We start from the raw sequence: 20,578 nt of genomic DNA on the forward strand, positions 1-20,578 counted from the left end.
GCGCTATTCCTTATCCCCCGCGGTTTGGTCGGGGCCGGCCGGCCCTAAAACCGGCCTTTTTTCGGGGTTTGGGGGGGGCGGGGGGGGGGGCGGGGGCCCCCCCCCCACCCCCAAGCGCCTGCCCCCGCAGGCTAGGCGCGGCCTCCGTCCTTAATGGACACGATCGAAGCGGTCTGGAACCTCTTATGGCCCTTCCCATCGGACTTGACCACCGCTGTGTAGTTCTTGTACGTCCAGCCGAGGCTGTACTTGATCTTCAGCTTGCGCTTGTTGCCGCACCGGTTGTGCCAGTACACCGTCACGGAGCTGTTGCCGTCTCCCCAGGACCAGGCGAAGCAGCCACTGACACCGCGATGGACGTCCGCCGCCGCCGGAGCGGCGCCAAGGCCGACACCAAGTCCGGCGACGACGACGGACGAGGCGGCGACGACGGCGACGACGGCGACTCGGGTACGCAGGCTCGCCAAACGAGAACGGGTGGACATGAGAAATCTCCTTCTCTTCTGGAGTGATGCGGTCACTTCGCTGAGGCGAGGCAGCTGAGGACAACGCGCTTAGGAGAGATGCGCTTGGGGGGCGCCGGTGCCGCGCGGGTGTGTTCGCCGAGGAACCTCCGCCACGATGCCATCAGGGGTTCGGGGCCGGCCAGCGATCTTTGTCCAAGGCTGCGCCACGGGGCCGACGTTGGACATTGGACAAATCACGCCCGGGCGTCGACCTGCGGTGATCTGAACTGATCGTTGACTTGTCGCGTCAGATAATTTGGGAAGGCACTGCCAGATGCGGAGGCGTCGGCAGTGTCGCGATCGAACGGAGGGAAGCGTGAACGGGGGGAAGTGGGGCCGGGGTGCAGGCTCAGGATCGTAAGCGTCGGGGGCGGCAGCCGAAACGTCCTGACCCGGATTCGGGCGCGGTGGGGGCCTTCGCCGACCGGCTCCTGAAGCTGAAAGAGGAAGCCGGCGATCCCTCGTACGCCGAGATGTCCGCTCGGCTCGGCGCGGCGGCCTCGAAGTCGTCGCTGGCCAGCGCGGCCCAGGGGCGGAAGTTGCCGAGTTGGGAGACCGCGTGGGAGTTCGTCCGGGTCCTCGCGGTTGATCGGCTGGGGCGTGATCCCGAGGCGACCGAACGGGAGTGGCGGGAGCTCTGGGAGAGCGCGAAGGCGGTCCCGTCCACTGACGACGAGCCCGCGCCGGCGCCGCCGACCATCGCAACCGAAGTCGTCCAAGCTCCGGTGCCGTTCGCGCGGCGGAACCGCGTCCTCATCAGCGCCATGATCGCGACTGCGATCATCTTGGTCGGCCTGGGCGGCTTCTATCTGACGACGAACGCGACCCAGGATGATCCCCCGGCGCCGCCGACGGCGAGCACGCCCGCGAAGGATGATTCCGCATTCGTGGGTGACATCACGTACCCGGACGGCTCGGAAGTGCGGCCGGGCTCGTCGTTCAAGAAGGTGTGGCGGATTCGCAACATCGGGACGACGTCCTGGGCGGGCAGGCGTCTGGCTCGTATCAACACCGGCCCCTGCCGATCCCCCGAATCGGTGCCCATCCCGCCGACCGCACCTGGCCAGACCGCGGACATCGCGGTACAGGTCCGCGCTCCGGACAAACCCGGCAACTGCCGCATCTACTGGAAGATGACCGATGCGCAGGGCCGGGAGCTGTTCCCGGACAAGCGGCCGGTGTTCCTGGACGTTCGGGTGAGCGCGCCCTGACTGACCTGCTGGTAAGGCGCTCTCAGCCGTCGACCGGCTCTGAATCCCTCGCCCCGTTGCCTCCGGACACCAGGTTCGCCGCCGGCCTCGTCCGCGAGGCTCAGGAAGTGGACGACCAGCGGAAGATCCTCCGCACGGTGGAAAGCCTCCTGTCTCGTACGGTGGACGTCTCCCCCGCCTGCGGCCTGGGCAGACGTTCACCGCAGGATGCCCGGCGCGTCCTGGAAAGGGCGGTCGCACTGGCCGAATTATGAGGGATGCCCCGCCTTCCGCATCGCCGCCCCCGAACCGGCACTTTCCAACTTTTCCGGTGGTGGATGAACCTACGAGCCCCGCGCCGCCGTACCCCTTTCTGAGTGGGCCGGCTCATCCCACGGCCCGCACCTCCCCCCGCACCCGACAACTGCCCGATCGAGTGTCCCGACCGAGGTGTCGGCTCCGTCCACGGATGCCCCAACCGGCGGCTTCCCACGCGGCCCACATCCCATGCCGCACAGACGAGTCGACGCCGACCGAGGAACCCCGACATCGGGTGATCGGGGGCGGGGGTTCACGCGCTAGCCCTGCGGCTGAGCCAACGGTGCTGTGGGCCGAGAGCGGATCTTCGCCAGTGCGCGGGTGAGGTCCCGGGAGGACAGGTAGAGCTTGAACATGATCGCGGCCTCGAAGACCAGCAGGAGGGCCGCCGTGCCGATGGTCACCGGCACGATCCACCCGGTGAGCGGACCGACGATGAACACCGCCATCTGGAACTCGATGCCGCTGATCAGATGAGCTCGGACGCGGTGGTCGCGCAGCCAGTCGCGGATGCGGATGTACCAGGCGAAGTGCGCGCGGAAGTTCTGCTGCAGGTCCACCGAGTCGGCGGAGCGGATCTCGCCCGATTCGAGACCCGTCTCTGGCTGCTCCAAGGAGACGGCGGGGACGCCGGTGACCTGCTCGATCGCCTCGTCCAGTTTGCGGCGCATCTGGCGGCGTACCTTCGCGATCTGGAGCGCGTCAACGTACCGGAGCATGTCGAGGAAGACGACGAGCATGCCGAGGACGAGGTAGAACTCCTCACCGGTGCTCTCGAAGCGCCCCCACATGAGCGCCAGGGCGCAGGTGAGCACCCGGATGCGGTCGAAGACGTAGTCGAGCCAGCCCCCCAGCACGGTGCCGGTGCCCTTGAGCCGGGCGATCTTGCCGTCCACGCAGTCCAGCACGAAGCTCAGGTGATACAGGACGGCGCCGGCGGCCAGCCATGCCCAACCGTCGGCCATCAGGAAGCAGCCCGCCGAGCCGAGCCCGAGTAAGAAGGCGCCCCAGGTGATCTGGTTCGGCGTGATGGCGGTACGGTTCGCCAGGCCGACCACCAGACGACCGGCGAGCGGATCGACCAGGAACACCGTCCACCAGGCGTCCCGCGCCTTGTAGGTCAGCGTACGCACGTCGTCCAAAGTGAAGGTTGTCACTGTGCGGGCCCTTCGTCCGTCCATCCGATTTGCTGATATGCGATGAAAGAGCCAATTTCGACGTCTCGGCCGTCGGCCACCCGGCTGACGCTCCTCGTCTCCGTGGCCAGCGGCAGCCCGCTCTCCGCGTCGATGACGAGCCGCTCGTCGCTGAGCCGGCCGTCCCTCATCACCTGGTAGCTCAGGGCCTGGCCGGCCCGGCCGAGCGGGTCGGTGACCGCGCCCTCCGGCTTCATGCCGGGCATCGAGGCCAGGATCTGGTACGCCGAGGCACGCACCTCGGGCGGGACCGGCAGCCCGGTGATGATCTCCAGGCAGCTCTCGCGCAGCTCGGCCTCCATCTCGCGCCCGACATACGCGCCGTTCTCCCGGGCGATGTGGGTCACGAGGAAGGCGCGCAGCGCCGTGGAGTCGCTCGGGATCGTACTCAGGGCCGTCCAGCTGACCAGTTGCTTGGTCAGGATGCCGTCCGCCTTCCGCCATCCGACGCGGTGCGGTCCACCCTGCGGCGGACCGGGCGCCGCCTCCACCAGCGCCTGCGGGGAGACGCGGCCCAGGCCGGTCACGTCCGCCGGGTACTGCCAGCGGCTCGGCGACCCGGCGCTTCGCCACGCGGCCTCGTCCTGGGGCGTCGCCGGTCGCGCGCCGAGGTACCGGCCGGTCCAGCGATCCTGCGCGCCGTTCTTCCTGGTGAGCCACGTCTGACGGGTGGACTGGCGCTTGACGACGTACCGGCGATCGGGAGCGAGGATCAGCTGCCCGGTCACGACGCTGGTGCGCCAGTAGGCGCCGTCGGACGGCGCCGTGGCCATCGCGATCGCCGCGGCGAGCAGGATCTGCCTGGCGGTCGGCGGAGCGGAGGCGGACACGGCCGGAACGGGCGAGAGGTCGATCAGCGAGTTCGAGGGCACGGCCACGGCGAGCGCCAGCGCGACCGCCGACGCCGCCCCGATCAACCCGTTACGGACCGGCGCCCACCACCGCGACCGTGCTCTTCGAACCGGTACGCGTTGAGGCGCTCGTTGAGGAGCTTGAGGTGGCGCGGCCAGCGCCGCCTGCAGCCTGGCTCGGCCGGAGTCGACGACCTCGGACGAAGGACCGGGCATCGAGAGGAGATCGCGTACGGCGGCCAGCTCGTCCGGGCGGTCGTTCAGCTCATCCATCGAACCCTCCGATCATCGGATTGATGCCGCCCAGGGCTCTGCGGAGCTTCTTACGCACCCGGTTGAGCCGGGAGCCGACGGTCCCGAACGGAATGTCGAGCGTATGCGCGACCTCCTCATAGGTGAGGTCGGCGAGCGCGACGAGGAGGAGCACGTCGCGATCACCCGCGGAGAGACGTCCAAGCGCTGTCGCGAGCCGCCCCTGTGCGTTCGCGGCGGCCACCCTCGCCGTCACCCTGTCCTCGTGCCCGTCGTCTGCCACTTCGCCGGCGGGTGCCCGCTGAAAAGCCGCCAGCCTGCGCGTTTCGCTCCTTCGATGCTGAGCGAGCAGGTTGGTGGCGATCCCGTACAGCCAAGGCCGTACGGCACCGCGAGCGGAGTCGAACGTCTGCCGTTTCCTGAACGCCACCAGGAACGTCTCGGCGGCCAGATCATCGGCGATCTGGGTGCCGAGCCGTCCGGAGACGTACCGGTGTATCTCTTCGAAGTAGCGGTCGTAGAGCACGGCGAACGCTTCCGGGTGGTGCCATGACCGCTCGATGAGCGCGGCGTCATCGTCTGTCACGGGCACGTCCGGGGGAGCGGCCATTCGCATGGTGTCCCTTCTGTGGGGTACACCTCTATTCCGCCGAAGCCTTGCCTCCTCTTCACACTTCTTTCAAAATCAACACGAAGTTTCCCGAAATATCCCCTGACGTCCCTTAAATGCCTGTACGGCGGGCGGCCCGCTCCGCCGCTCGGACTTTTACCCGCCCTTGCCGATCGAGCGGTAGGCCGGGCGACAGCGCGGTCCTATGGTCGCGTCCATGGCCTCTCCAGAAGAGAACGAGCGGGAGCTCATCCTGCGGGTCGCGACCAGACTGTTCGCCGCGCTCGGCCACGACGGCGTCTCCATAGGTCAGATCGGTGAGGCCGCCGGGCTGACCACGGCCGCCATCACCCCGCATTTCCCCACCAAACGCCACCTCTACCTGGCGGTCATGAAGCGCGCTCAGCAGGTTCTCTCGGCCGTCATCGACAAGAGAGCCGGCGAACTGAAGGCCGCCGCACCCGAGGAGCGGCCGGCCGCCCTCCACCGGTTCATCGACGGTTACATCGACCTGTGCGTCGAGCATCCCGAGGTTCCCGCGCTGTGGATGCACCGATGGCTCTCCGACGCCAGTGACATCGAAGAACTGGAGTCACTCTCCGCTCAGCCGCTGGCCCAGTACGCCGTCGACAGCATCGCCGCCCTGGCGGACCCCGTACACGCCGACGCGCAGCTCACCACGTACACGATGGTCTGGTGCATCCAGGGGTTCTCACTGAGCGGGATCCTCGACACGACAGGACAACGCCGCCGCCCCGACGACCCCGACGCACTGCGGCGCTTCCGCGCTCACATGCACCAACTGCTCGGACGCCTTCTGGGCCTCGCCAACTGATCGGGCCGAGCCTGTGAACACTGAAAAGCTCATTAGGCTGATCCTGTGGCACCGAAGGCCGGACAGGGGACAGCATTGCGCGCGGACGCCGCGCGCAATCGCGCACGGGTGTTGCGGGTCGCCCGTGAACAGCTGGCCGCAGGTGACGACTCGCTCCAGCTGAACACCATCGCCCGGCTCGCGGGGGTGGGTGTCGGGACCGTTTACCGGCATTTCCCCAACCGCCACGCGCTCCTGGAGGCGCTGTCCGCCGAACGCTTCCAGCAGCTCGTCACCGAGGCGCAGAACGCGGCGGCCGACGAGGATGCCTTCACAGGTCTGCACCGCTTGCTGCGTTTCGCGCTTGGACGCGCGCTGGACGACGCCGGGTTCGCTGCCGTGCTCGAATCCGCCGGCGACGCTGGGGCACAGACCTCGGCGATGAAGACCGAGCTAGACCGCGCCATCGAGAAACTGCTCGATCGCGCCCGTGACGCCGGCGCCGTCCGGCACGGCCTGGAGGCGGACGACATCCGCCGCCTGCTCTGCGGCGTCCAACACGCGGTCCGCTCCGGTGACGACGACCCCAGGTACGCCGAGCTCTACCTCGACGTCCTCCTTGAGGGCCTGCGCCCGCCGCGCTGAAGCTCCAATAACCGGATATTTATCCGCTTGTGCTACGGTACGCCAAGGAAACCGGATAGTTATCCGATTAGGCGACGAAGGGCGGGACCGTGACTCGATGGGCGGTAGTGACGGCGGGGACCGGCGGAATCGGCTTGGAAACCGCAATCGGGCTGGCGGCGGCCGGTTACGCAGTCACCGTGGTCGGCCGGAGCGCCGAGCGCGGCGCCCAAGCGATCGAGCGAATCGGCGCCGTGGTTCCCGGAGCGGAGGCGAAATTCGTGGCGGCCGACCTCGCATCGCTCGACGCCGTACGAGCGCTCGCAGCCCGGCTGGCAGCGGAGGGACCGCTGAGCCTTCTGATCAACAACGTCGGGGCGATGTTCTCCGACCGGCAACAGACGACGGACCGGATCGAAGCGACGTTCGCCGTCAACCATCTCTCCCCCTACCTGCTGACCGAGCTGCTACTGGCACCACTCCAGGCCGGCGGGCCAAGCCGGATCGTGAACGTCACCTCTGGCTCGATCAGGGTCGCCAAGCGCACCTTCGCGGCGGTCGAGCCGCCGGGCGGCTACTACGGCTTTCACTGGTACGGCCGGGCGAAGCTCGCCAACCTCGCGTACACGCTGGACCTGGCCGAGCGACTGCGAGGCACGGGCATCTCGGTCTTCGCGGCCGACCCTGGCGGCGCCGCCACCGACATGACCGACGGCACCATGCGCTCACCCAAGATCGTCTCGCCGGGTCTACGCCTGCTCTGGCCGCTGGTCCGCCGTACTTTCGAACGCGCCACCTCCGGCCCGGCGTCCGTGGCCGCCCAGCCGTCGATCCTCGCCGCGACCGACGCCTCACTGGACGGGCAGACCGGCCTGGTCATCGGACCCGAGGCCCGACCCGTCGCCCCCTTCCGCGCCAGCCGCGACCCCCGAACGGTCCAGGCCGTCCTCAATCTCAGCCGGCAACTGGCTCCCCTTACCCTCACCTGAGTTTCGCGACCTCGCCCCCTGCCGAACCACGGTCCGACAACTGATCGCCCATCGTTTGAGCCCTCTTTGAGGGAGCTAACACAGTGAAGGGCATCCTCAAAGGAGCCTCAAACGAAGCACGTCTGGCGCAGGAAGGGCGCCTGCCAGGCCGCGGGCGCCGGCTATCCGTCGCCCGCGCGCAGCACCTCGCTCAGCCGCCGGCGGCGCCGCAGCGCCGACTCGATCGGCACCACGACGGCGACCGCCACCAGCAACGCGACGGTCACCAGGCCGAGCCGCCACCACGGCAGCACCAGGGCCGGGTCGGCGGCCTGCCCGGTGAGCAGCCGCAGCGCGAGCGAGCCGAGCATCAGGCGGGCGAGCAGCACCCCGAGCAGTGGACCGACCACGGCGGCGACCATCACCGGCGGCAGCAACTCCCCCGCGGCGATCCACCGGGCGTCCCGTGGCCGCAGGCCGAGGGTACGCAGCCGAGTCAGGGTCTGCCATCGCTCCGGCGCGCTCGCGGAAGCGCCGAGAGCCAGGCCCAGCAGCCCCAGGGCCAGCAGAGTCGCGGCCGAGACCCACGCCAACGTCAGCAGCCCCGATGTCAGCGGCGCCGCGCGGCGGGCGCGCAGCACGTCCTCGCGCAGCACGGTGTCCGCGTCGACGCCGCTCGCGGCGACCGCTCGCGCCGCTCCGGGGCCGGTCACCCACACCGTGTCGGGTACGGAGGGCATGCCCGCGGCTTGGAGGGTAGCGGCGTCCACGAGGACGACGTCACCGGCGTCGCCGATGGCGGGTGCCGTACCGACGGCGATGAGCCGGATGGCCGGAGCACCGTCCCGGAGCAGTTCCAGCCGCATGCCCGGCCGCAGGCCGCCGTCGCCGGAGCGCACCAGGGCCGGCACGTCCCCGTGACCGGTCGCCCCGAGCCGGGCGAGCGCCGGCGCGTCCGGCAGCGGGGTGGCGGCGAGCAGCCGCCGGAACGCGGAGGCGTCCACGATCACCAGACGCGGAGCGACGACCAGTGAGCCGGCGACGACCCGCGCCCGGTCGGTGACTTGCGCGGCGACGGCCTGCCGGACTCCTGGCGCGGCGGCGATGCGCCGGGACAGGGCAGGCGTGGAGGCCGCCGCGGCGGGGACGACGTCGAGGCGGGCATCGGCGCCGACGGTGCGCCACGCGCCCTCGGCCAGGCCGTCGGCGGCGGTGGCGTCCAGGGTGAGCGCGAACGACGCCAAGGCGGCGGAGGTCACCAGGACCAGAAGCGGCAGCGCACGCCCGGACGTCGCGACCGCCCGCGCGGTGCCGAACACCGCCAGCGGACGGCGTGAGCGCAAGGCCCGCTTGAGCACCAGACCCAGCCCCGCGGGGAGCAGCCGCAGCAGGACGAGCGCGCCGACGAGAACGCCAAGAACGGGCGCGCTCGCGGGCAGCGGTCCGCCATCCCCCAGCCCGAGCCCCAGACCGGCCACGTCGGCGCCAGCGCCAGCGCCGGGGGCGGGGGCGGAGGCGGAGGCGGCCGGGAGGATTCCGCGCTGGTGCAGCGCGACAAAGGCGGCCACCGCGGCGATCAGTACCGCGGCCTCAAGGGCGGCGCGGCGCAGTTGGACGGTGTGACGGGCCCAGCGGCGCGCGGTCCGGTTGGCCGGGACCCGCCGGTCGCGGGTGGCGCGGGCGGCGGCGAGCGTACCGAATGCCGGACCGGCGACGACGGCGGTGAGCACCACGGGGACCACCCACTCCCAGGAGGCGCCCGGGACGACCGCGCGGGACAGCGCGAGCCCGGCCGCGGCGGCCGACAGCGCCACCACGGCCGACTCGACCAGCAACTCGGCACCGAGCGTCGGCAGGGCCGCGCCCCGTTGCCGTGCGGCCTCCAGTGCCGGGGCGCGGCGACGCACCAGCAGGTCGGCGGCGAGCAGCAGGACCAGGACCGCGACGGCCAGCACGCCGGTGAGCAGGACCGACGCCTGCGCGGACGCGGCGCCGACCTGGGTTCTGATGTTCCGCAGTACGCCGTCGAGCCCCGTCTCCCACTTCAGGGAGCCGTCGAGGGCGCCGGAGGAGCCGGAGGTCGCCTTGAGCGCGACCACCTTCGCGGAGACCGCCTGGGCGGAGTCCCAGGTGATCCGGTTCGGGTCGGGGGTGAACCGGACGACGCGCCGCAGCGCGTCCTGGTCGAAGGCGAGGCGGGCATCGGGCAGGGAGTCGGGTGACAGCAGGCCGGCGAATCGGGTGGAGCCCACACCATCCGCGCCGGAGACGGGACGCAGCAGCGCGGGGGCCGATCCCCAGGCGGGATCGGTGCTATCCGTCGCCCGGAAGATGCCGCTGACCAGGACCTTCTTGACGCCTCCCGCGTCGTCCTTGAGCGGGATGCGCGCGCCGGGACGCAGCTTGAGCGCGTCGGCGTCCGCTTCCGACAGACCGACCTGCACCGGCCAGGGCGCCCCCGTGACGGGAACCTCTGCGTGGTTGTCCGCCTCAGGGACGGCGGGCCGAGGCGGACCACCCGCGATCCAGGTCACGTGCGGGCCACCCTCGGCGCCCTCGCCCTTCGCCAGGTAGGCGAGCTGGAAGGTGCGCAGCACGCTGCCATCAGTGATCTTGAGCGTGGGGCTGATGACGGTGGCGACGGGCGGACGCAGCGCGGCCCGCAGGCCGGGTCCGAGTTCGTCCGTCGCCCTGTCGCGGAAGTCGTCGACGTCCTCGGCGAGCCGGGGAGCGCGGACGCGTCCGCCGTTGGGCCCGTCATCGCGTTCCATACGGGCCTCAACAAGGACGTCACCGTCGCCGCCGGCGCGGCGGACCCCGTCCTGAACGGCCTCGTCGGCGGTCGCGCGCAGCAGCGGCGGTACGACGCCGGCGAGCAGAGTGACGACCGCCACGACCGCGGCGGCCAGGAGCAGCGACCCGGCGTCGGCACGGGCGCGCCCACGGATGCTGGGCCAGTGCAGGGCGGGCGGCCACCAGCGACCGGCCGGCCACAGGCGGGCGCGCCACCTCACGACACCACCCGCGGATGCCTCACGAGGCCGTGCCCGCATGTGCGTCACGACGCCACCCGCAGATGCTTCCCGACCTGTGCCCGCATGTGCCTCACGACGCCACCCGCAGGTACGCGACGTCGACGCGGCGGGCCTGTACGACGACCACGGCGGTCACCGCGAGCATGCACCCGGCCAGCAGCAGGGCGAGCAAGCCGGCCTCGGCGACCCACGGCCAGACGGGCAGGGCCGCGGGCACGGGGACGGCGCCTGTCTCGGAGCGGACGAGCAGGGGCGCGACCACGCGGGTGGCGAGTGCGCCGACGGCCGCCCCTGCCGCGAGCAGGGGCAGCAGGACACCGACGTGCTGGCCGAGCAGTACGGCACGTACTTCCCGCCGGGTCATCCCCAGGCCCCGCAGCCGCGCCACCTCCAGCGCGCGGGTCCGGAGGTCGAAGGTCACATGCAGGACGACACCGGCGAGCAGCAGCAGGGCCGTGGCCGGGACGAGCAGCCGGAGCGCGGCCGGCAGTCCGGCGCGCAGGGGGCCACCGGTGAGGCGGGCGGTCTCGGACGCGCGCGTGGTGACGGCACCGAGGCGGAGGGCGGCGACGCGTAGGGCGGCGTCGGCCCGGGTGGGGTTGCCGACCCACCAGGCGTCCACAGGGAAGTCGAGGTTGCCGCTGACGACGAGGGCGCGGGAGAGGGCGTCCGAGTCGGCCAGGATCGCCGCGGCGCCCGGGGCGGCTGGAACCGTGGGCAGCACCTCGGTCACCCTGACCGGGACGGGGGTGAGGCCGACGGTGAGATTGAGCCGGGAGCCGCGATGGGCACCGACCTCGTCGGCGAAGCGGGTGGAGACGGCGACAGGCACCGGTCCCGTGGCCGGGAACGCGGTGGCGACCAGGGTTCGGGCCGCGTCCGGGGGGCCCTTGAGCCCGACGGTCGTCGTCATCTTCAGCTGCACACCGGCCGGGGTACGGGCGAGGGCGACGGCCGGATCGCCGAGTTGGCCGGGGGCGGGCTCGACGGAGGTGGCGCTCCACGGCGACCCGGACGCCACACCGGTGGAGGCTGGGGCCTCGGGCACGGTGAGGGTGACGGCGACGCGGCTGTCGCCGGCCCCGGCCGGCAGTTCGGCCAGGGCATCGGAGTAGCCGAAGCCGACGTTCCCCAGATCGGGCGCGAACGGGAGGGACACCGCGACCAACCGCAGCCCTTCGACGGTCGCGCAGGTCGGCAGCGGATGCGCCTTGCCGTCGAGCGGGATGGGCGCGCCGTCGCAGGGGGTCCGTAAGCCCGTGGCGTCCTGCAGCAGCAGCCGGGGGGTAACGGTAAGCGGGGTTGTGCCAGTGGCCTTCCCGGTGCCGGTCGTCTTCCCGGTACCGGTCGCCTTTCCGGTGAGGGTCAGTGCGGCGCCTTTCGGGATGGGGACGCCGGTGGCGCGGGTCGGCGGCGCCAGGCCGGCGCCGACGTCCGTCCACCTGCGGCCATCGTTCAGCCGGCCGCGCAGCAAGTACTCGGCGCGGGTGGTGTCGACGGCGACCAGCCGCGGTACGTCGCCGGCGTTGCCGAGCCACTGCCCGACCGCGACGCCACGGTTGGTGGCCGGGCTCACCGCGCCTCCTGTGGCCGCGCGGACAGCCGCGCCCTGTCCGGCCTCCGGCGGCGCGGAGAGGGTGAGAGCGAGATCGGTGCCGACGGCCAAGTCGGCCTGGTCATGCTGGGAGCGCTGCCACGTGGCGTCGAAGCCGACCCCGAACGTGGCGGCCGCGCAGGCCAGGCCGATCAGCAGCCCCGCGGCGACCGCCTGCGGCCGACGGGCGGCTTCGAACGCGGCCAGCGGGAGCGTCAGCCCACGGGCGCGGCGCGCCAGTCGCTCGACGCCGCGCAGCGCGGGCACCACCAGGCGCAGCGCCAGCGCGGAGCCGGCGGTGAGCAGCAGCGCGGGAGCGAGCACGCGGATGGCGTCGACGGAGGACCCCGAGCCGGTGGGCTGATCACGCAGCTGCCACCAGCCGGCGACGGCGAACGCCACGAGCAGCACATCGGCCCCGGAGCGGGCCAGCAGTTCGCGCCGGTGGCGACGGTCGCCGCCTACGGGCGTGGGCCGCACCGAGAGGGCGACGAGCACCGCCGCGAGCGCCAGCGCGCCACCCGCGACGGCGAGCACATGGACGCCGGTCACGACCGGATGGACGGTGAGCCCGGCCTCCGCCAGCGGCGGCAGGTGGGTCAGACCGGCGTGCAGGACGGAAGAGGCGGGGATCGCGAGCGCGGCGGCCAGAACGGCGAGTGCGCCTGCCTCGACGACGGCGGCGGCGGCGAACTGCCCTCGACTGACGCCCAGCGCCGACAGCAGAGCGGTCTCCTCAGCGCGCACGCCGGCGGTGAGCCGGCCGGCGAGGGCGAGGGCGGTCGCGGTCAGGACGATGCCGAGGACGGCGACGGTGAGTACGGCCGCAGCGGTGACCTGCTGCTGGTCGCGGGCGGACAGCAGGGTCGACGGCAACCGGGAGGCGACGCGTTCGATCCGTACCCGGTCGCCGAGGGTACGCGCCAATAGGCGGTCGGCGCCGAGCACGGACTCGGCGGCGGTGTCGAGGCCGCGGCGGGTGGGGGCGGACAGGTCGGGATGGGCGGTGATCTCCAGCCGGTCGATGGTGGAGCCGCCGGCCAGCAGGGCGGCGAGGTCGACGATGAACGGCCCGTACGCGTGGACCGGCCGCACGGAGCGGCCGTCGCGGTAGGCGAGGTCGTAGCCGGTGGCGGCGAGGGGGTCCCGGTCCCAGCCGGTGCCCGGCAGCGGGCGTACGACGCCGACGATGGTTACATCGACCGTCCGGGCAGGGTCGTCGCCCAGCTCCGCGCCGAGGCGGACGCGTCTGCCGAGCGTGAGGCCGAGCCGCCGCGCGGTGGGCTCAAGCACGACGGCCTCCAGCGGCACAGCAAGGCGGGCCGCGTCGGCCATCGGCGGCACGGCGGGGTGCGCGGCGTCGGCCTTCTGCGGCACGGCGGGGCGGGCCGCGTCGGCCTTCTGCGGCACGGTTGGGTGCGCCGCGTCGGCCGCCGCGCCACGCGGCCAGCGTCCCGTGACCAACGCGGCGCGGGCCGGCAGGTCCTCCACGCCCGACAGGTAGGTCTCAGCGGGTACGCCGTCGCCACCCGCCCGCGTCGTCGGCAGCGACCGCATCACCGACGACGCGCGAGCGGCCGTCGTCACGGCGAACGGGGCCAGCGCCGAGGTCAGCACGCGGCGGGTGTCGTCGGCGACGGATCGCGCGTCCGGTCCGCGGATGGTGACGGTGTAGGCGGTGACGTCGACCTGGTCGGGAGTGGCGCGGGACGCGGCGGCCTCCAGCGCCTGCTCGGCGGTGCGGGTGACGAGGAGGGCGCAGGCGCCCAGCAGGGTGGGGCCCACCATGGCGACCGCCAGGAGGGCGGCCAGCAGCGGCCACTGCGCGCGGGCTCGGTAGGCGAGCAACCTCAGCACGGGCGGCTCTGGACGATCACGAGGCTTCCTGCCCGTCCAGCGGCCCACATTTCTGGACGATCACGAGGTTTCCCGCCCGTCCAACGGCCCGTCGTACCTGGACGATCACGAGGCCTCCCGCCCGTCCAACGGCCCGTCGCAACTGGACGATCACGACGCGTCCCGCCCGTCCAGCCGCCCGTCGTTGATCTGGATCACCCGGTCCGCCAGCGCGAGCATCGTCGGGTCGTGCGTGGACACCAGCGCCGTCACGCCCTCGGACTCCACGACTCCGCGCAGCAGCGCCATCACCGACAGACCCGTCTCGGCGTCCAGTTGCCCGGTCGGCTCGTCGGCGATCAGCAGCCGGGGAGAGGCGGCCAGGGCCCGGGCGATCGCCACCCGCTGCTGCTGGCCGCCGGACAGCTCACCCGGACGCTGCTGGGCGTGGTCGGCCAGGCCCACCAGCTCCAGCAACAGCTCGACCCGACGCTCGCGTTCCGCCGCAGGGAGGCGCGCCAGCCGCAATGGGGCGCCGACGTTCTCCGCGGCCGACAGCACCGGGATCAGGCCGAACGTCTGGAACACGTAGGAGACCTTCTCCCGCCGTAACCGGGACAGGCCGTCCTCGTCGAGGGCTGTGACGTCGGTACCGTCGACGAGTACGGTCCCGGAGTCCGGACGGTCCAGACCGCCGATGACGTTCAGCAATGTGGTCTTCCCGGAGCCGGACCGGCCGATGAGGGCCACCATGGTGCCCGCGGCGAGGTCGAACGACACGTCCCGCAGAGCGTGGACCGCGGTCGGCCCGCTGCCGAAGCGCCGATGGACGCCGCGCACGGCGAGCAGCGGCCTGTCGGCCGGACCGGCGCTCATTCGGCCCCATCGAGGTCAGGGCGGATCGCGACGTGATCGGCCTCCAGCGCCAGTCGAACCCGCCTGGTCAGCGCCAGCGCCTCCCGGTAGTCGCGCGGCACCTGGACCCGTCCGGCACGGTCCATCACGGCGTACTCCTCGGCGATCATGTGCGTGTCGCCGTCGGCGCCGGTGGCGGTGCGGCGTAGTACCTCGCTGCTGGTGCGTCCATCGCGGATCGCCACGGTCCGCTCGACCTGGCCGCTGACCGCGGAGTCATGGGTCACGATGACGACGGTGACGCCGAGCCGGCGGTTGACCTCTCGTAACGTCCCGAAGACCTCGGCGGAGGTGGCGGTGTCCAGCTCGCCGGTCGGCTCGTCGGCCAGCAGGACGCGGGGCTCGTTGGCGAGGGCCACCGCGATGGCGACCCGCATCTGCTGCCCGCCGGACAGCTGCGCGGGACGCCGGTCGGCGCAGTCGGCGATGCCGAGGGCGCTCAGCAGTTCGGTGGCGCGGGCCCGGCGCCTGCGGGCCGGTGTGCGGGCCGCCGTCATCGGCAGGTCGATCATCTGCCGCGCGGTCAGGTAGGGCACGAGGTTGCCGGCCGTCTGCTGCCGGACGAATCCGACGGTACGCCGCCGGTAGTGCACACGATCGGCCCGGGACATCGCCAGCAGGTTCCACCGGTCGACGCGCGCCCGCCCGGCGGTGGGGGCGTCGACCCCGGCGAGGATGGACAGCAACGTCGACTTGCCCGACCCCGACGCCCCGACGACGGCGACCATCTCGCCACTGTCCACGAGCAGGTCCAGCCCTTGTAACGCCTGCACCTCGACCGACCCGGACTGGTAGATCCGCACCAGGCTCTCGCAGACGATCAGCGCGTCCCGCCCGAACTCCGGCGCCTTCTGAGGTGGCTGCGGCAGGGACAGCGGCTTGATGGACATCCCCCTCCTCCGGACCGGAGTCGCGCTCATCTCTGGCCAGACTCTATAGAGTCCCCCTCCGCCCGGCCAACAGACACTTGTGAGCGCTCACGCCCCGCGAATGAGCCGTAACCGACTGCCCGGAACCGCGGTCCCCAATCGTGCACCCGACATCCCTACTGCTACTTTTGTGCCCTTTAGTCCCATAGTGGTTAGAGGTACAGAAAGTGCGACGGTACGGCTGGACGATCAGCGCAGTCACGGCAGGGTGTCTGCTCGCAGGATGCTCCGCCCTGCCCACCCTGCCAGGCATGGGCGGCGCGAAGGCGGACCCCGCCGCGACGGGCAAACCCAGCGCGAGCAGCGCCCCGAAGCCGGCTCGGGCCGTCTCGGACCAGGAGGCCGCCTCGGTCCTCGCGGACTACGTCAAGCGCAACAACGCCGCCAACAAGGCCCGGAGTGACGAACTCCTGGCCGGCTACGAAGGCGGCTCCAGCTTCGCCATCGACAAGGCCAGCTACGCCTCCAGCCGCATCCTCCGCAAGACCATCAAGTACCAGCCGTTCGGCTACACGGGCGCCGCGTTCCGCGCGCCGGCCGCCGGGCAGCAGCCCTGGTTCCTGGCCACGGCACACTGGCAGCGCAAGCCGACGACCTCGAAGGAGCCGACGTACCTGCTCTTCGCCCGGCAGGGGGACGGCTGGCGGCAGATGTACTCCCCTGACGCCTTCGACGGCACCACCACCGATGAACTGCCCGCGATCGCCGCTGACGCCTCGGGCGCCGCCACGGCGGTCGGCCCCACGGACGGAACCGGTCTGCTGATGTCGCCCGCCGACTTCGCGAAGAAGTACGCCGCCCACATGGTCGGCAAGGGCAGCGCCACCGACAAGAGCCTCTTCGCCGCCGACAGCATCACCACCGGGGCGGCGAAGACGCGTCAGAGGATGACCCAGTATGCGCGCATCTCGTCCGCTGCCCGCCCGGTCACCCGCTACCCGTCGTACACGCTGCGCACCACCGATGGCGGAGCCCTGACCTTCACCACGATCGAGCGCACGATCCGCTACGACGTGCGGCAGGGCCCGGAGCGTAACTACGTCTTCCAGAAGGACAGCGGAATCCTGCGCGGCAAGTACTACACGTACATGAAGATCACCGATCTGTTCCAGGTCGCCGCCCACATCCCCCCGAAGAGCGGCAAACCAGATCAGGTCAAGGTGCTCGCCAACTACTCCGGCCTCGTAGCGGGCAGCGGCCGCTGACCCACGGTTCGCCGTTGGCCTCGTCCGGGCCAACGGCGACACCCTGAACTTGTCAGCCGAAGGCGCGTACCTCCAGCAGCCCGACAGATCCCTGACCGCTCTGCAGCACGACCCGCAGCCGGGTGGTGTTGACGGCGTTGAACGTGACCTTGTTATAGGTGTCGGCCGCGATCCCGTAGCCGCTCGCCCCGCCCACGTCCGCGTACGCGGAGCCGTTCCAGTACTGCAGCTTCCACGAGGCGGGGACGCGCACCCCGCCGCCGTCGTCGAAGAAATAGACCTCGGCTGACTTGATGGCCTGGGTCGAGGACCAGGTCAGTTCGGCCCATTGGGAGCCGGTTTCCGGCCATGTTCCCCAGCGCGGGGAGGGGACGAGGCCGTCGTTGATCGCCGCGACGCTCTCCCAGGGCGAGGTGTAGGAGGCCGAAGGTGTCGCGCTCGTCGCCAGGTTGACCGGTGTGGGATCGGGATCGCCGCCACCGCCGCCGAAGGCGAGGTCGGCGTCGCTGAAGATGGGGTGGGACGGGTTCACGTCCGCCTCACCGCCGCCGCTGTCGCAGCGGCGGTCGGGGTTGCGGGCGCGGCGGGCTGTACGTGTCCCGGCTCGAAGCCCCACGGCGTGGCGCCCTGGAGACGGAACTGGTACGGATAGCGGTAGTTGCGCGGATACCCATCGAGGAAGGCGTACTTGTGCACTGACGCCGGCGCGCCGACGACCACGAGATAGACATCCTTCTCACCCGGCTGGGTCTGGAACGTCACCTCGCCATTCGAGGAGCTGGATATCGGGCCGTATCGGGGCGTGCCATTCTTCACCGCGACGAACCCGTACGACCATCCCGACTGCGCCGCGGAGTTGATGTGCCCCCTGAACCGCATCCGGATCAGGGCGCCGTCGCTGCTCGGGACGAGGCGGATCTTGTTGTAGCCGTAGTCGGAGGGCGCGAGCGCGTCGGAGACGCGGAAGTGGCCGGCCGCGGCGTTGACCGCCTCCACCGCCACCCCGTTGTAGGCGGTGACGAACGGATACAGGCTGTTGATGAAGGGCATGATGTCGGCGCGGTTGGTGTAGTCCCAGGTGACGTTCCGCTGGGCGTACTCACCCAGCCGCCGGTTGAGCTCGGCCTGGTCGATGCCGGAGATGCGGCGGTAGACCTCCAACGGGTGCTCGGTGTCGCGCGCCTCGTTCCAGATGCGGTTGAACATGGCCAGGCCGTCGCGGTCCTTGATGTACTGCAGGAGCATCCAGGCCCCGTAGTGGTGCCGGCTGCTGCTGTAGGCGAGGTTCTCCGTACGGATGAACCTCGTCAGGTCGCCCGCGACCGTCTTGGGATAGACCTGCATCGCCATGAACTCGGCGCTGGCCTCCCAGAACGTCCCCGCGCTCGGATGTACGAGCCCGTAGCCCGGCCTGCCGAGGAAGGTGTAGTTCTGGATCACGTGCCCGAGCTCGTGCGCCAGACCCCAGGATCCGGGCAGCGCGGCCCCGGGGGCGATATTGATCACGCCGACCTTGCCGTCGGTCGAGCCGCCCGTCGCCCACGCGTCGAGCGGCGCGTTCGACCAGGTCGTGGTGACGATGACAATGATCTTGTACTGGGCCAGCAGACCGATCTCGGGCGTGAACTTCATGGTGTTCACGTAGAAGGAGTAGAGGTTCTCCAGTTGGCCGAGCATGTTGTCGGGGTCGAACTGGTACGGGGATTGAGGCCCGGCCGGTGAGCCACGCGATGCCGGTGAAACGTTCATGGAAGCTCGCGGAGCGCCGGCACGTTGTCTGAGACATGCAGATCGGCGAAGCCGCCAGCGCCAGCGGCGTGAGTGTGCGGTCGTTGCGGTACTACGAGGATGAAGGCTTGATCGTCCCTGGTCGGTGCAGCAACGGGTACCGCGACTACTGCCAGTCGACCATCGACCGAGTCCACGCTATTCGCTCGCTGCTGGAGTACGGACTGCCCGTACGGCTGGTCAAGGCAGCCCTGCCTCACCTCACCGACGGACCGGAAGCTGACCCGGATCCGCTTTTCCTGCATGAGGTGGAGAGCTATCGCGATCGCTCGCCGCTCGCATCGCCGCGCTCACCGCCCAGCAGTCGGCGCTCGACGTCTTCCTGCGCGAGGCCCGCCGGTGACCATGGCTTGACCCTCACGCCAGTGTGAGGCTCATACGTTTCGGCGCATGGAGACCAACCACCAGACGATGCGGGCACTGCTTCAGCGGTCGCACCGCGGACCGAAGGATCTGATCCTCACCAGCGACCGCCGTCGCCCCACCCCTGGCCCGGGCGAGTACCTGATCCGGGTCGGCGCCGCCGGAGTCAACTTCGCCGACGTCATGCAGACCCGTGGAACCTACGGAGGAGGGCCTCAGGCGCCCTACGTCGCGGGATTCGAGGCCGCCGGTGAGATCGTGGGCGTCGGACCGGGCGTCGAGACCCCACTTCAGGTCGGTACCCACGTCATCGGAGCCGGCCCTGGCGCCTTCGCGCAGTACATGGCGCTGCCGGCCGCAGGGGTGCTTCCCGTCCCGGCCGGCTGGACGGACGCCGAAGCCCTCGGCATGGTGCTGAACTGGGCGACCGCTTTGGCGGCGCTCAAGCCGCTGGGTGAGATCAAGCCAGGTGACACGGTGCTCATCCATGCGGCGGCAGGAGGAGTGGGGCAGGCCGCGGTCCGTCTCGCCCGCCACTACGGTGCGCGGGTGATCGCCACGGCCTCACCGGCCAAGCACGACACGGTTCGAGCGCTCGGCGCCGACGAGGTTCTGGACAGCGCGCGCCCCGACCTGGCCGAGGAGATCACCCGTCTGACCGGCGGAGTCGACCTGGTCCTTGAATCGGTGGGACAGGCCACGTTCAAGGCCAGCCTGTCGGTCGCCAAACCCTTCATCGGGCGCGTCGTCGTGTTCGGCGCCGCTTCCGGCGACGCCAGTCTGACCACGCACGACCTGGTCTTCACCCACCACGCGCAGGTGAAGGGCTTGCACATCGGCGCGCTGGCGAGCGCCGCCCCATCGATCTACCGATCGCTGTTCACCGAGATCGGGGCGCTCATCGCCACCGGGGTGTACCCGCCCGGCACTCCCCAGGTCCACCCCCTGGGCGACGGGCCGGCCGTGCTTCAGGAACTCGAAGCGGGCCGGACCCGTGGCAAGCACGCCCTCGATCCTTGGCGCTAGGAACCGAACTGCTTCTTGACCGCCGCCACCCGGTCCATCAGCACGCCCGGCGCGATCAACACACACTCGTACCCGAGCGAGGCGTAAGCGTCTTGGTGGACCTGCTCGAACCGCAGCGACTCCTCGAAGGTGATCAGCCGCGCGTCGGTCGGCGTGACGAAGCCGAGGTTCTGTACGAAGAACACCTTCTTCTCGTAGATCTGCTCGGCTTCGATGCGTTCCAGCTCGCGGGTCAGCGCCGGAGAGACGGAGTGGCCGAGATAGACAGCCAGCGCGTACGTGCAGACCGGCGATCGATCGTAGATCTGTACCTCGCCGGGAAGGGCCGCGGCCTGTTCCTGCCGCCGGCGCTGCAAGGTGACGATCGCCTCCACGAAGGACGGCTTCGTCCACGGCTCGGCTTCACCCTGGGCCTGCCGCAGGGCGATGACATCTGTCGCCGCCTCCTCGACGACGGTGTATCCGTCGCACTCCAGCCGGCGCAGGATGGCGGTCTTCCCGGCTCCAGGCGTGCCGGTCAGGATGTAGCGCTTCATGAATGACTTCCTGCCGGTCGTA

Annotated in this window: 18 protein-coding genes; 7 read left to right on the top strand and 11 right to left on the bottom strand. The window is 71.0% G+C overall.

Translation table 11 applies throughout. From position 1 onward, the window contains the following. Nucleotides 1-131: 131 nt before the first annotated feature. Nucleotides 132-485 carry a hypothetical protein gene (locus AB0J16_RS32750; protein ID WP_358546430.1) on the bottom strand — a complete coding sequence of 118 codons (354 nt, stop codon included), beginning with the start codon at nt 483-485 and terminating at the stop codon, nt 132-134. A 428-nt stretch (nt 486-913) separates the two neighbouring features. Between AB0J16_RS32750 and AB0J16_RS32755 the strand changes: the two genes are divergently transcribed. Then, nucleotides 914-1,717 (top strand): NBR1-Ig-like domain-containing protein, encoded by an 804-nt coding sequence (locus tag AB0J16_RS32755; protein ID WP_358546433.1) that lies wholly within the window; start codon nt 914-916, stop codon nt 1,715-1,717. Between the two features lie 557 nt (nt 1,718-2,274). On the opposite strand, the gene AB0J16_RS32760 is transcribed toward AB0J16_RS32755, so the two are convergent. From AB0J16_RS32760 to AB0J16_RS32770, 3 genes are read right to left on the bottom strand one after another with little or no spacing between them, the layout of a single operon-like run. Next, the gene (locus tag AB0J16_RS32760) at nt 2,275-3,171 is read right to left on the bottom strand and encodes a CDP-alcohol phosphatidyltransferase family protein (RefSeq protein WP_358546436.1); all 897 of its coding nucleotides are present in this window, start codon (nt 3,169-3,171) and stop codon (nt 2,275-2,277) included. After that, nucleotides 3,168-4,334, bottom strand: a complete 1,167-nt coding sequence (locus tag AB0J16_RS32765) for a CU044_5270 family protein (RefSeq protein WP_358546439.1) — start codon at nt 4,332-4,334, stop codon at nt 3,168-3,170. Before AB0J16_RS32765 ends, AB0J16_RS32760 begins: the two co-directional genes overlap by 4 nt. Continuing rightward, entirely contained in the window at nt 4,327-4,899 is a 573-nt protein-coding gene (locus AB0J16_RS32770; protein WP_358546442.1) for an RNA polymerase sigma factor, read from the bottom strand. The genes AB0J16_RS32765 and AB0J16_RS32770 overlap by 8 nt, the downstream gene beginning before the upstream one ends. A gap of 241 nt (nt 4,900-5,140) precedes the next feature. Between AB0J16_RS32770 and AB0J16_RS32775 the strand changes: the two genes are divergently transcribed. The 3 genes from AB0J16_RS32775 (at nt 5,141) to AB0J16_RS32785 (ending at nt 7,350) form a co-directional block, all read left to right on the top strand. After that, nucleotides 5,141-5,758 (top strand): TetR/AcrR family transcriptional regulator, encoded by a 618-nt coding sequence (locus AB0J16_RS32775; protein WP_358546445.1) that lies wholly within the window; start codon nt 5,141-5,143, stop codon nt 5,756-5,758. Nucleotides 5,759-5,803: 45 nt separating this feature from the next. After that, on the top strand, nt 5,804-6,382 hold the full coding sequence (locus AB0J16_RS32780; protein ID WP_358546448.1) for a helix-turn-helix domain-containing protein: 579 nt from the start codon (nt 5,804-5,806) through the stop codon (nt 6,380-6,382). 107 nt (nt 6,383-6,489) lie between these two features. Next, a complete protein-coding gene (locus AB0J16_RS32785) occupies nt 6,490-7,350 on the top strand; it encodes an SDR family NAD(P)-dependent oxidoreductase (protein ID WP_358547194.1) in 861 nt (286 codons plus the stop codon). 161 nt (nt 7,351-7,511) lie between these two features. Here AB0J16_RS32785 and AB0J16_RS32790 read toward each other — a convergent pair whose 3' ends face one another. The 4 genes from AB0J16_RS32790 to AB0J16_RS32805 form a co-directional block, all read right to left on the bottom strand. Beyond that, nucleotides 7,512-10,343, bottom strand: coding sequence for an FtsX-like permease family protein (locus AB0J16_RS32790; protein ID WP_358546451.1), 2,832 nt, complete (start codon nt 10,341-10,343; stop codon nt 7,512-7,514). 91 nt (nt 10,344-10,434) lie between these two features. After that, nucleotides 10,435-13,815: an FtsX-like permease family protein gene (locus AB0J16_RS32795; protein ID WP_358546453.1), complete on the bottom strand. Its 3,381-nt coding sequence runs from the start codon at nt 13,813-13,815 to the stop codon at nt 10,435-10,437. 150 nt (nt 13,816-13,965) lie between these two features. Then, nucleotides 13,966-14,670, bottom strand: a complete 705-nt coding sequence (locus AB0J16_RS32800) for an ABC transporter ATP-binding protein (RefSeq protein WP_358546455.1) — start codon at nt 14,668-14,670, stop codon at nt 13,966-13,968. Further along, nucleotides 14,667-15,599 (bottom strand): ABC transporter ATP-binding protein, encoded by a 933-nt coding sequence (locus AB0J16_RS32805; protein WP_358546458.1) that lies wholly within the window; start codon nt 15,597-15,599, stop codon nt 14,667-14,669. Before AB0J16_RS32805 ends, AB0J16_RS32800 begins: the two co-directional genes overlap by 4 nt. Nucleotides 15,600-15,889: 290 nt before the next feature. Here AB0J16_RS32805 and AB0J16_RS32810 point away from each other — a divergent pair, with 290 nt between their 5' ends. Further along, entirely contained in the window at nt 15,890-16,843 is a 954-nt protein-coding gene (locus AB0J16_RS32810; RefSeq protein ID WP_358546461.1) for a hypothetical protein, read from the top strand. Nucleotides 16,844-16,895: 52 nt separating this feature from the next. On the opposite strand, the gene AB0J16_RS32815 is transcribed toward AB0J16_RS32810, so the two are convergent. Next, nucleotides 16,896-17,375 carry a discoidin domain-containing protein gene (locus AB0J16_RS32815; protein WP_358546464.1) on the bottom strand — a complete coding sequence of 160 codons (480 nt, stop codon included), beginning with the start codon at nt 17,373-17,375 and terminating at the stop codon, nt 16,896-16,898. Further along, nucleotides 17,372-18,592: a DUF6055 domain-containing protein gene (locus AB0J16_RS32820; protein WP_358546467.1), complete on the bottom strand. Its 1,221-nt coding sequence runs from the start codon at nt 18,590-18,592 to the stop codon at nt 17,372-17,374. The genes AB0J16_RS32815 and AB0J16_RS32820 overlap by 4 nt, the downstream gene beginning before the upstream one ends. Nucleotides 18,593-18,627: 35 nt before the next feature. Between AB0J16_RS32820 and AB0J16_RS32825 the strand changes: the two genes are divergently transcribed. Continuing rightward, a complete protein-coding gene (locus AB0J16_RS32825) occupies nt 18,628-19,002 on the top strand; it encodes a MerR family transcriptional regulator (RefSeq protein WP_358546470.1) in 375 nt (124 codons plus the stop codon). Between the two features lie 19 nt (nt 19,003-19,021). Then, nucleotides 19,022-20,020 carry an NADPH:quinone oxidoreductase family protein gene (locus tag AB0J16_RS32830; RefSeq protein ID WP_358546473.1) on the top strand — a complete coding sequence of 333 codons (999 nt, stop codon included), beginning with the start codon at nt 19,022-19,024 and terminating at the stop codon, nt 20,018-20,020. Here AB0J16_RS32830 and AB0J16_RS32835 read toward each other — a convergent pair. After that, on the bottom strand, nt 20,017-20,556 hold the full coding sequence (locus AB0J16_RS32835) for an AAA family ATPase (RefSeq protein WP_358546476.1): 540 nt from the start codon (nt 20,554-20,556) through the stop codon (nt 20,017-20,019). The two genes, AB0J16_RS32830 and AB0J16_RS32835, sit on opposite strands and share 4 nt — an antisense overlap. Nucleotides 20,557-20,578 lie beyond the last annotated feature (22 nt).

Source organism: Nonomuraea sp. NPDC049750, from assembly GCF_040659625.1.
Lineage (GTDB): Bacteria > Actinomycetota > Actinomycetes > Streptosporangiales > Streptosporangiaceae > Nonomuraea.

What these genes read in the sequence shown, in the direction of transcription:
- AB0J16_RS32750 (WP_358546430.1), bottom strand. Translation starts at nt 485, where the DNA reads ATGTCCACCCGTTCTCGTTTGGCGAGCCTGCGTACCCGAGTCGCCGTC.
- AB0J16_RS32765 (WP_358546439.1), bottom strand. Translation starts at nt 4,334, where the DNA reads ATGGATGAGCTGAACGACCGCCCGGACGAGCTGGCCGCCGTACGCGAT.
- AB0J16_RS32775 (WP_358546445.1), top strand. Translation starts at nt 5,141, where the DNA reads ATGGCCTCTCCAGAAGAGAACGAGCGGGAGCTCATCCTGCGGGTCGCG.
- AB0J16_RS32800 (WP_358546455.1), bottom strand. Translation starts at nt 14,670, where the DNA reads ATGAGCGCCGGTCCGGCCGACAGGCCGCTGCTCGCCGTGCGCGGCGTC.
- AB0J16_RS32805 (WP_358546458.1), bottom strand. Translation starts at nt 15,599, where the DNA reads ATGTCCATCAAGCCGCTGTCCCTGCCGCAGCCACCTCAGAAGGCGCCG.
- AB0J16_RS32810 (WP_358546461.1), top strand. Translation starts at nt 15,890, where the DNA reads ATGGGCGGCGCGAAGGCGGACCCCGCCGCGACGGGCAAACCCAGCGCG.
- AB0J16_RS32820 (WP_358546467.1), bottom strand. Translation starts at nt 18,592, where the DNA reads ATGAACGTTTCACCGGCATCGCGTGGCTCACCGGCCGGGCCTCAATCC.
- AB0J16_RS32825 (WP_358546470.1), top strand. Translation starts at nt 18,628, where the DNA reads ATGCAGATCGGCGAAGCCGCCAGCGCCAGCGGCGTGAGTGTGCGGTCG.
- AB0J16_RS32830 (WP_358546473.1), top strand. Translation starts at nt 19,022, where the DNA reads ATGGAGACCAACCACCAGACGATGCGGGCACTGCTTCAGCGGTCGCAC.
- AB0J16_RS32835 (WP_358546476.1), bottom strand. Translation starts at nt 20,556, where the DNA reads ATGAAGCGCTACATCCTGACCGGCACGCCTGGAGCCGGGAAGACCGCC.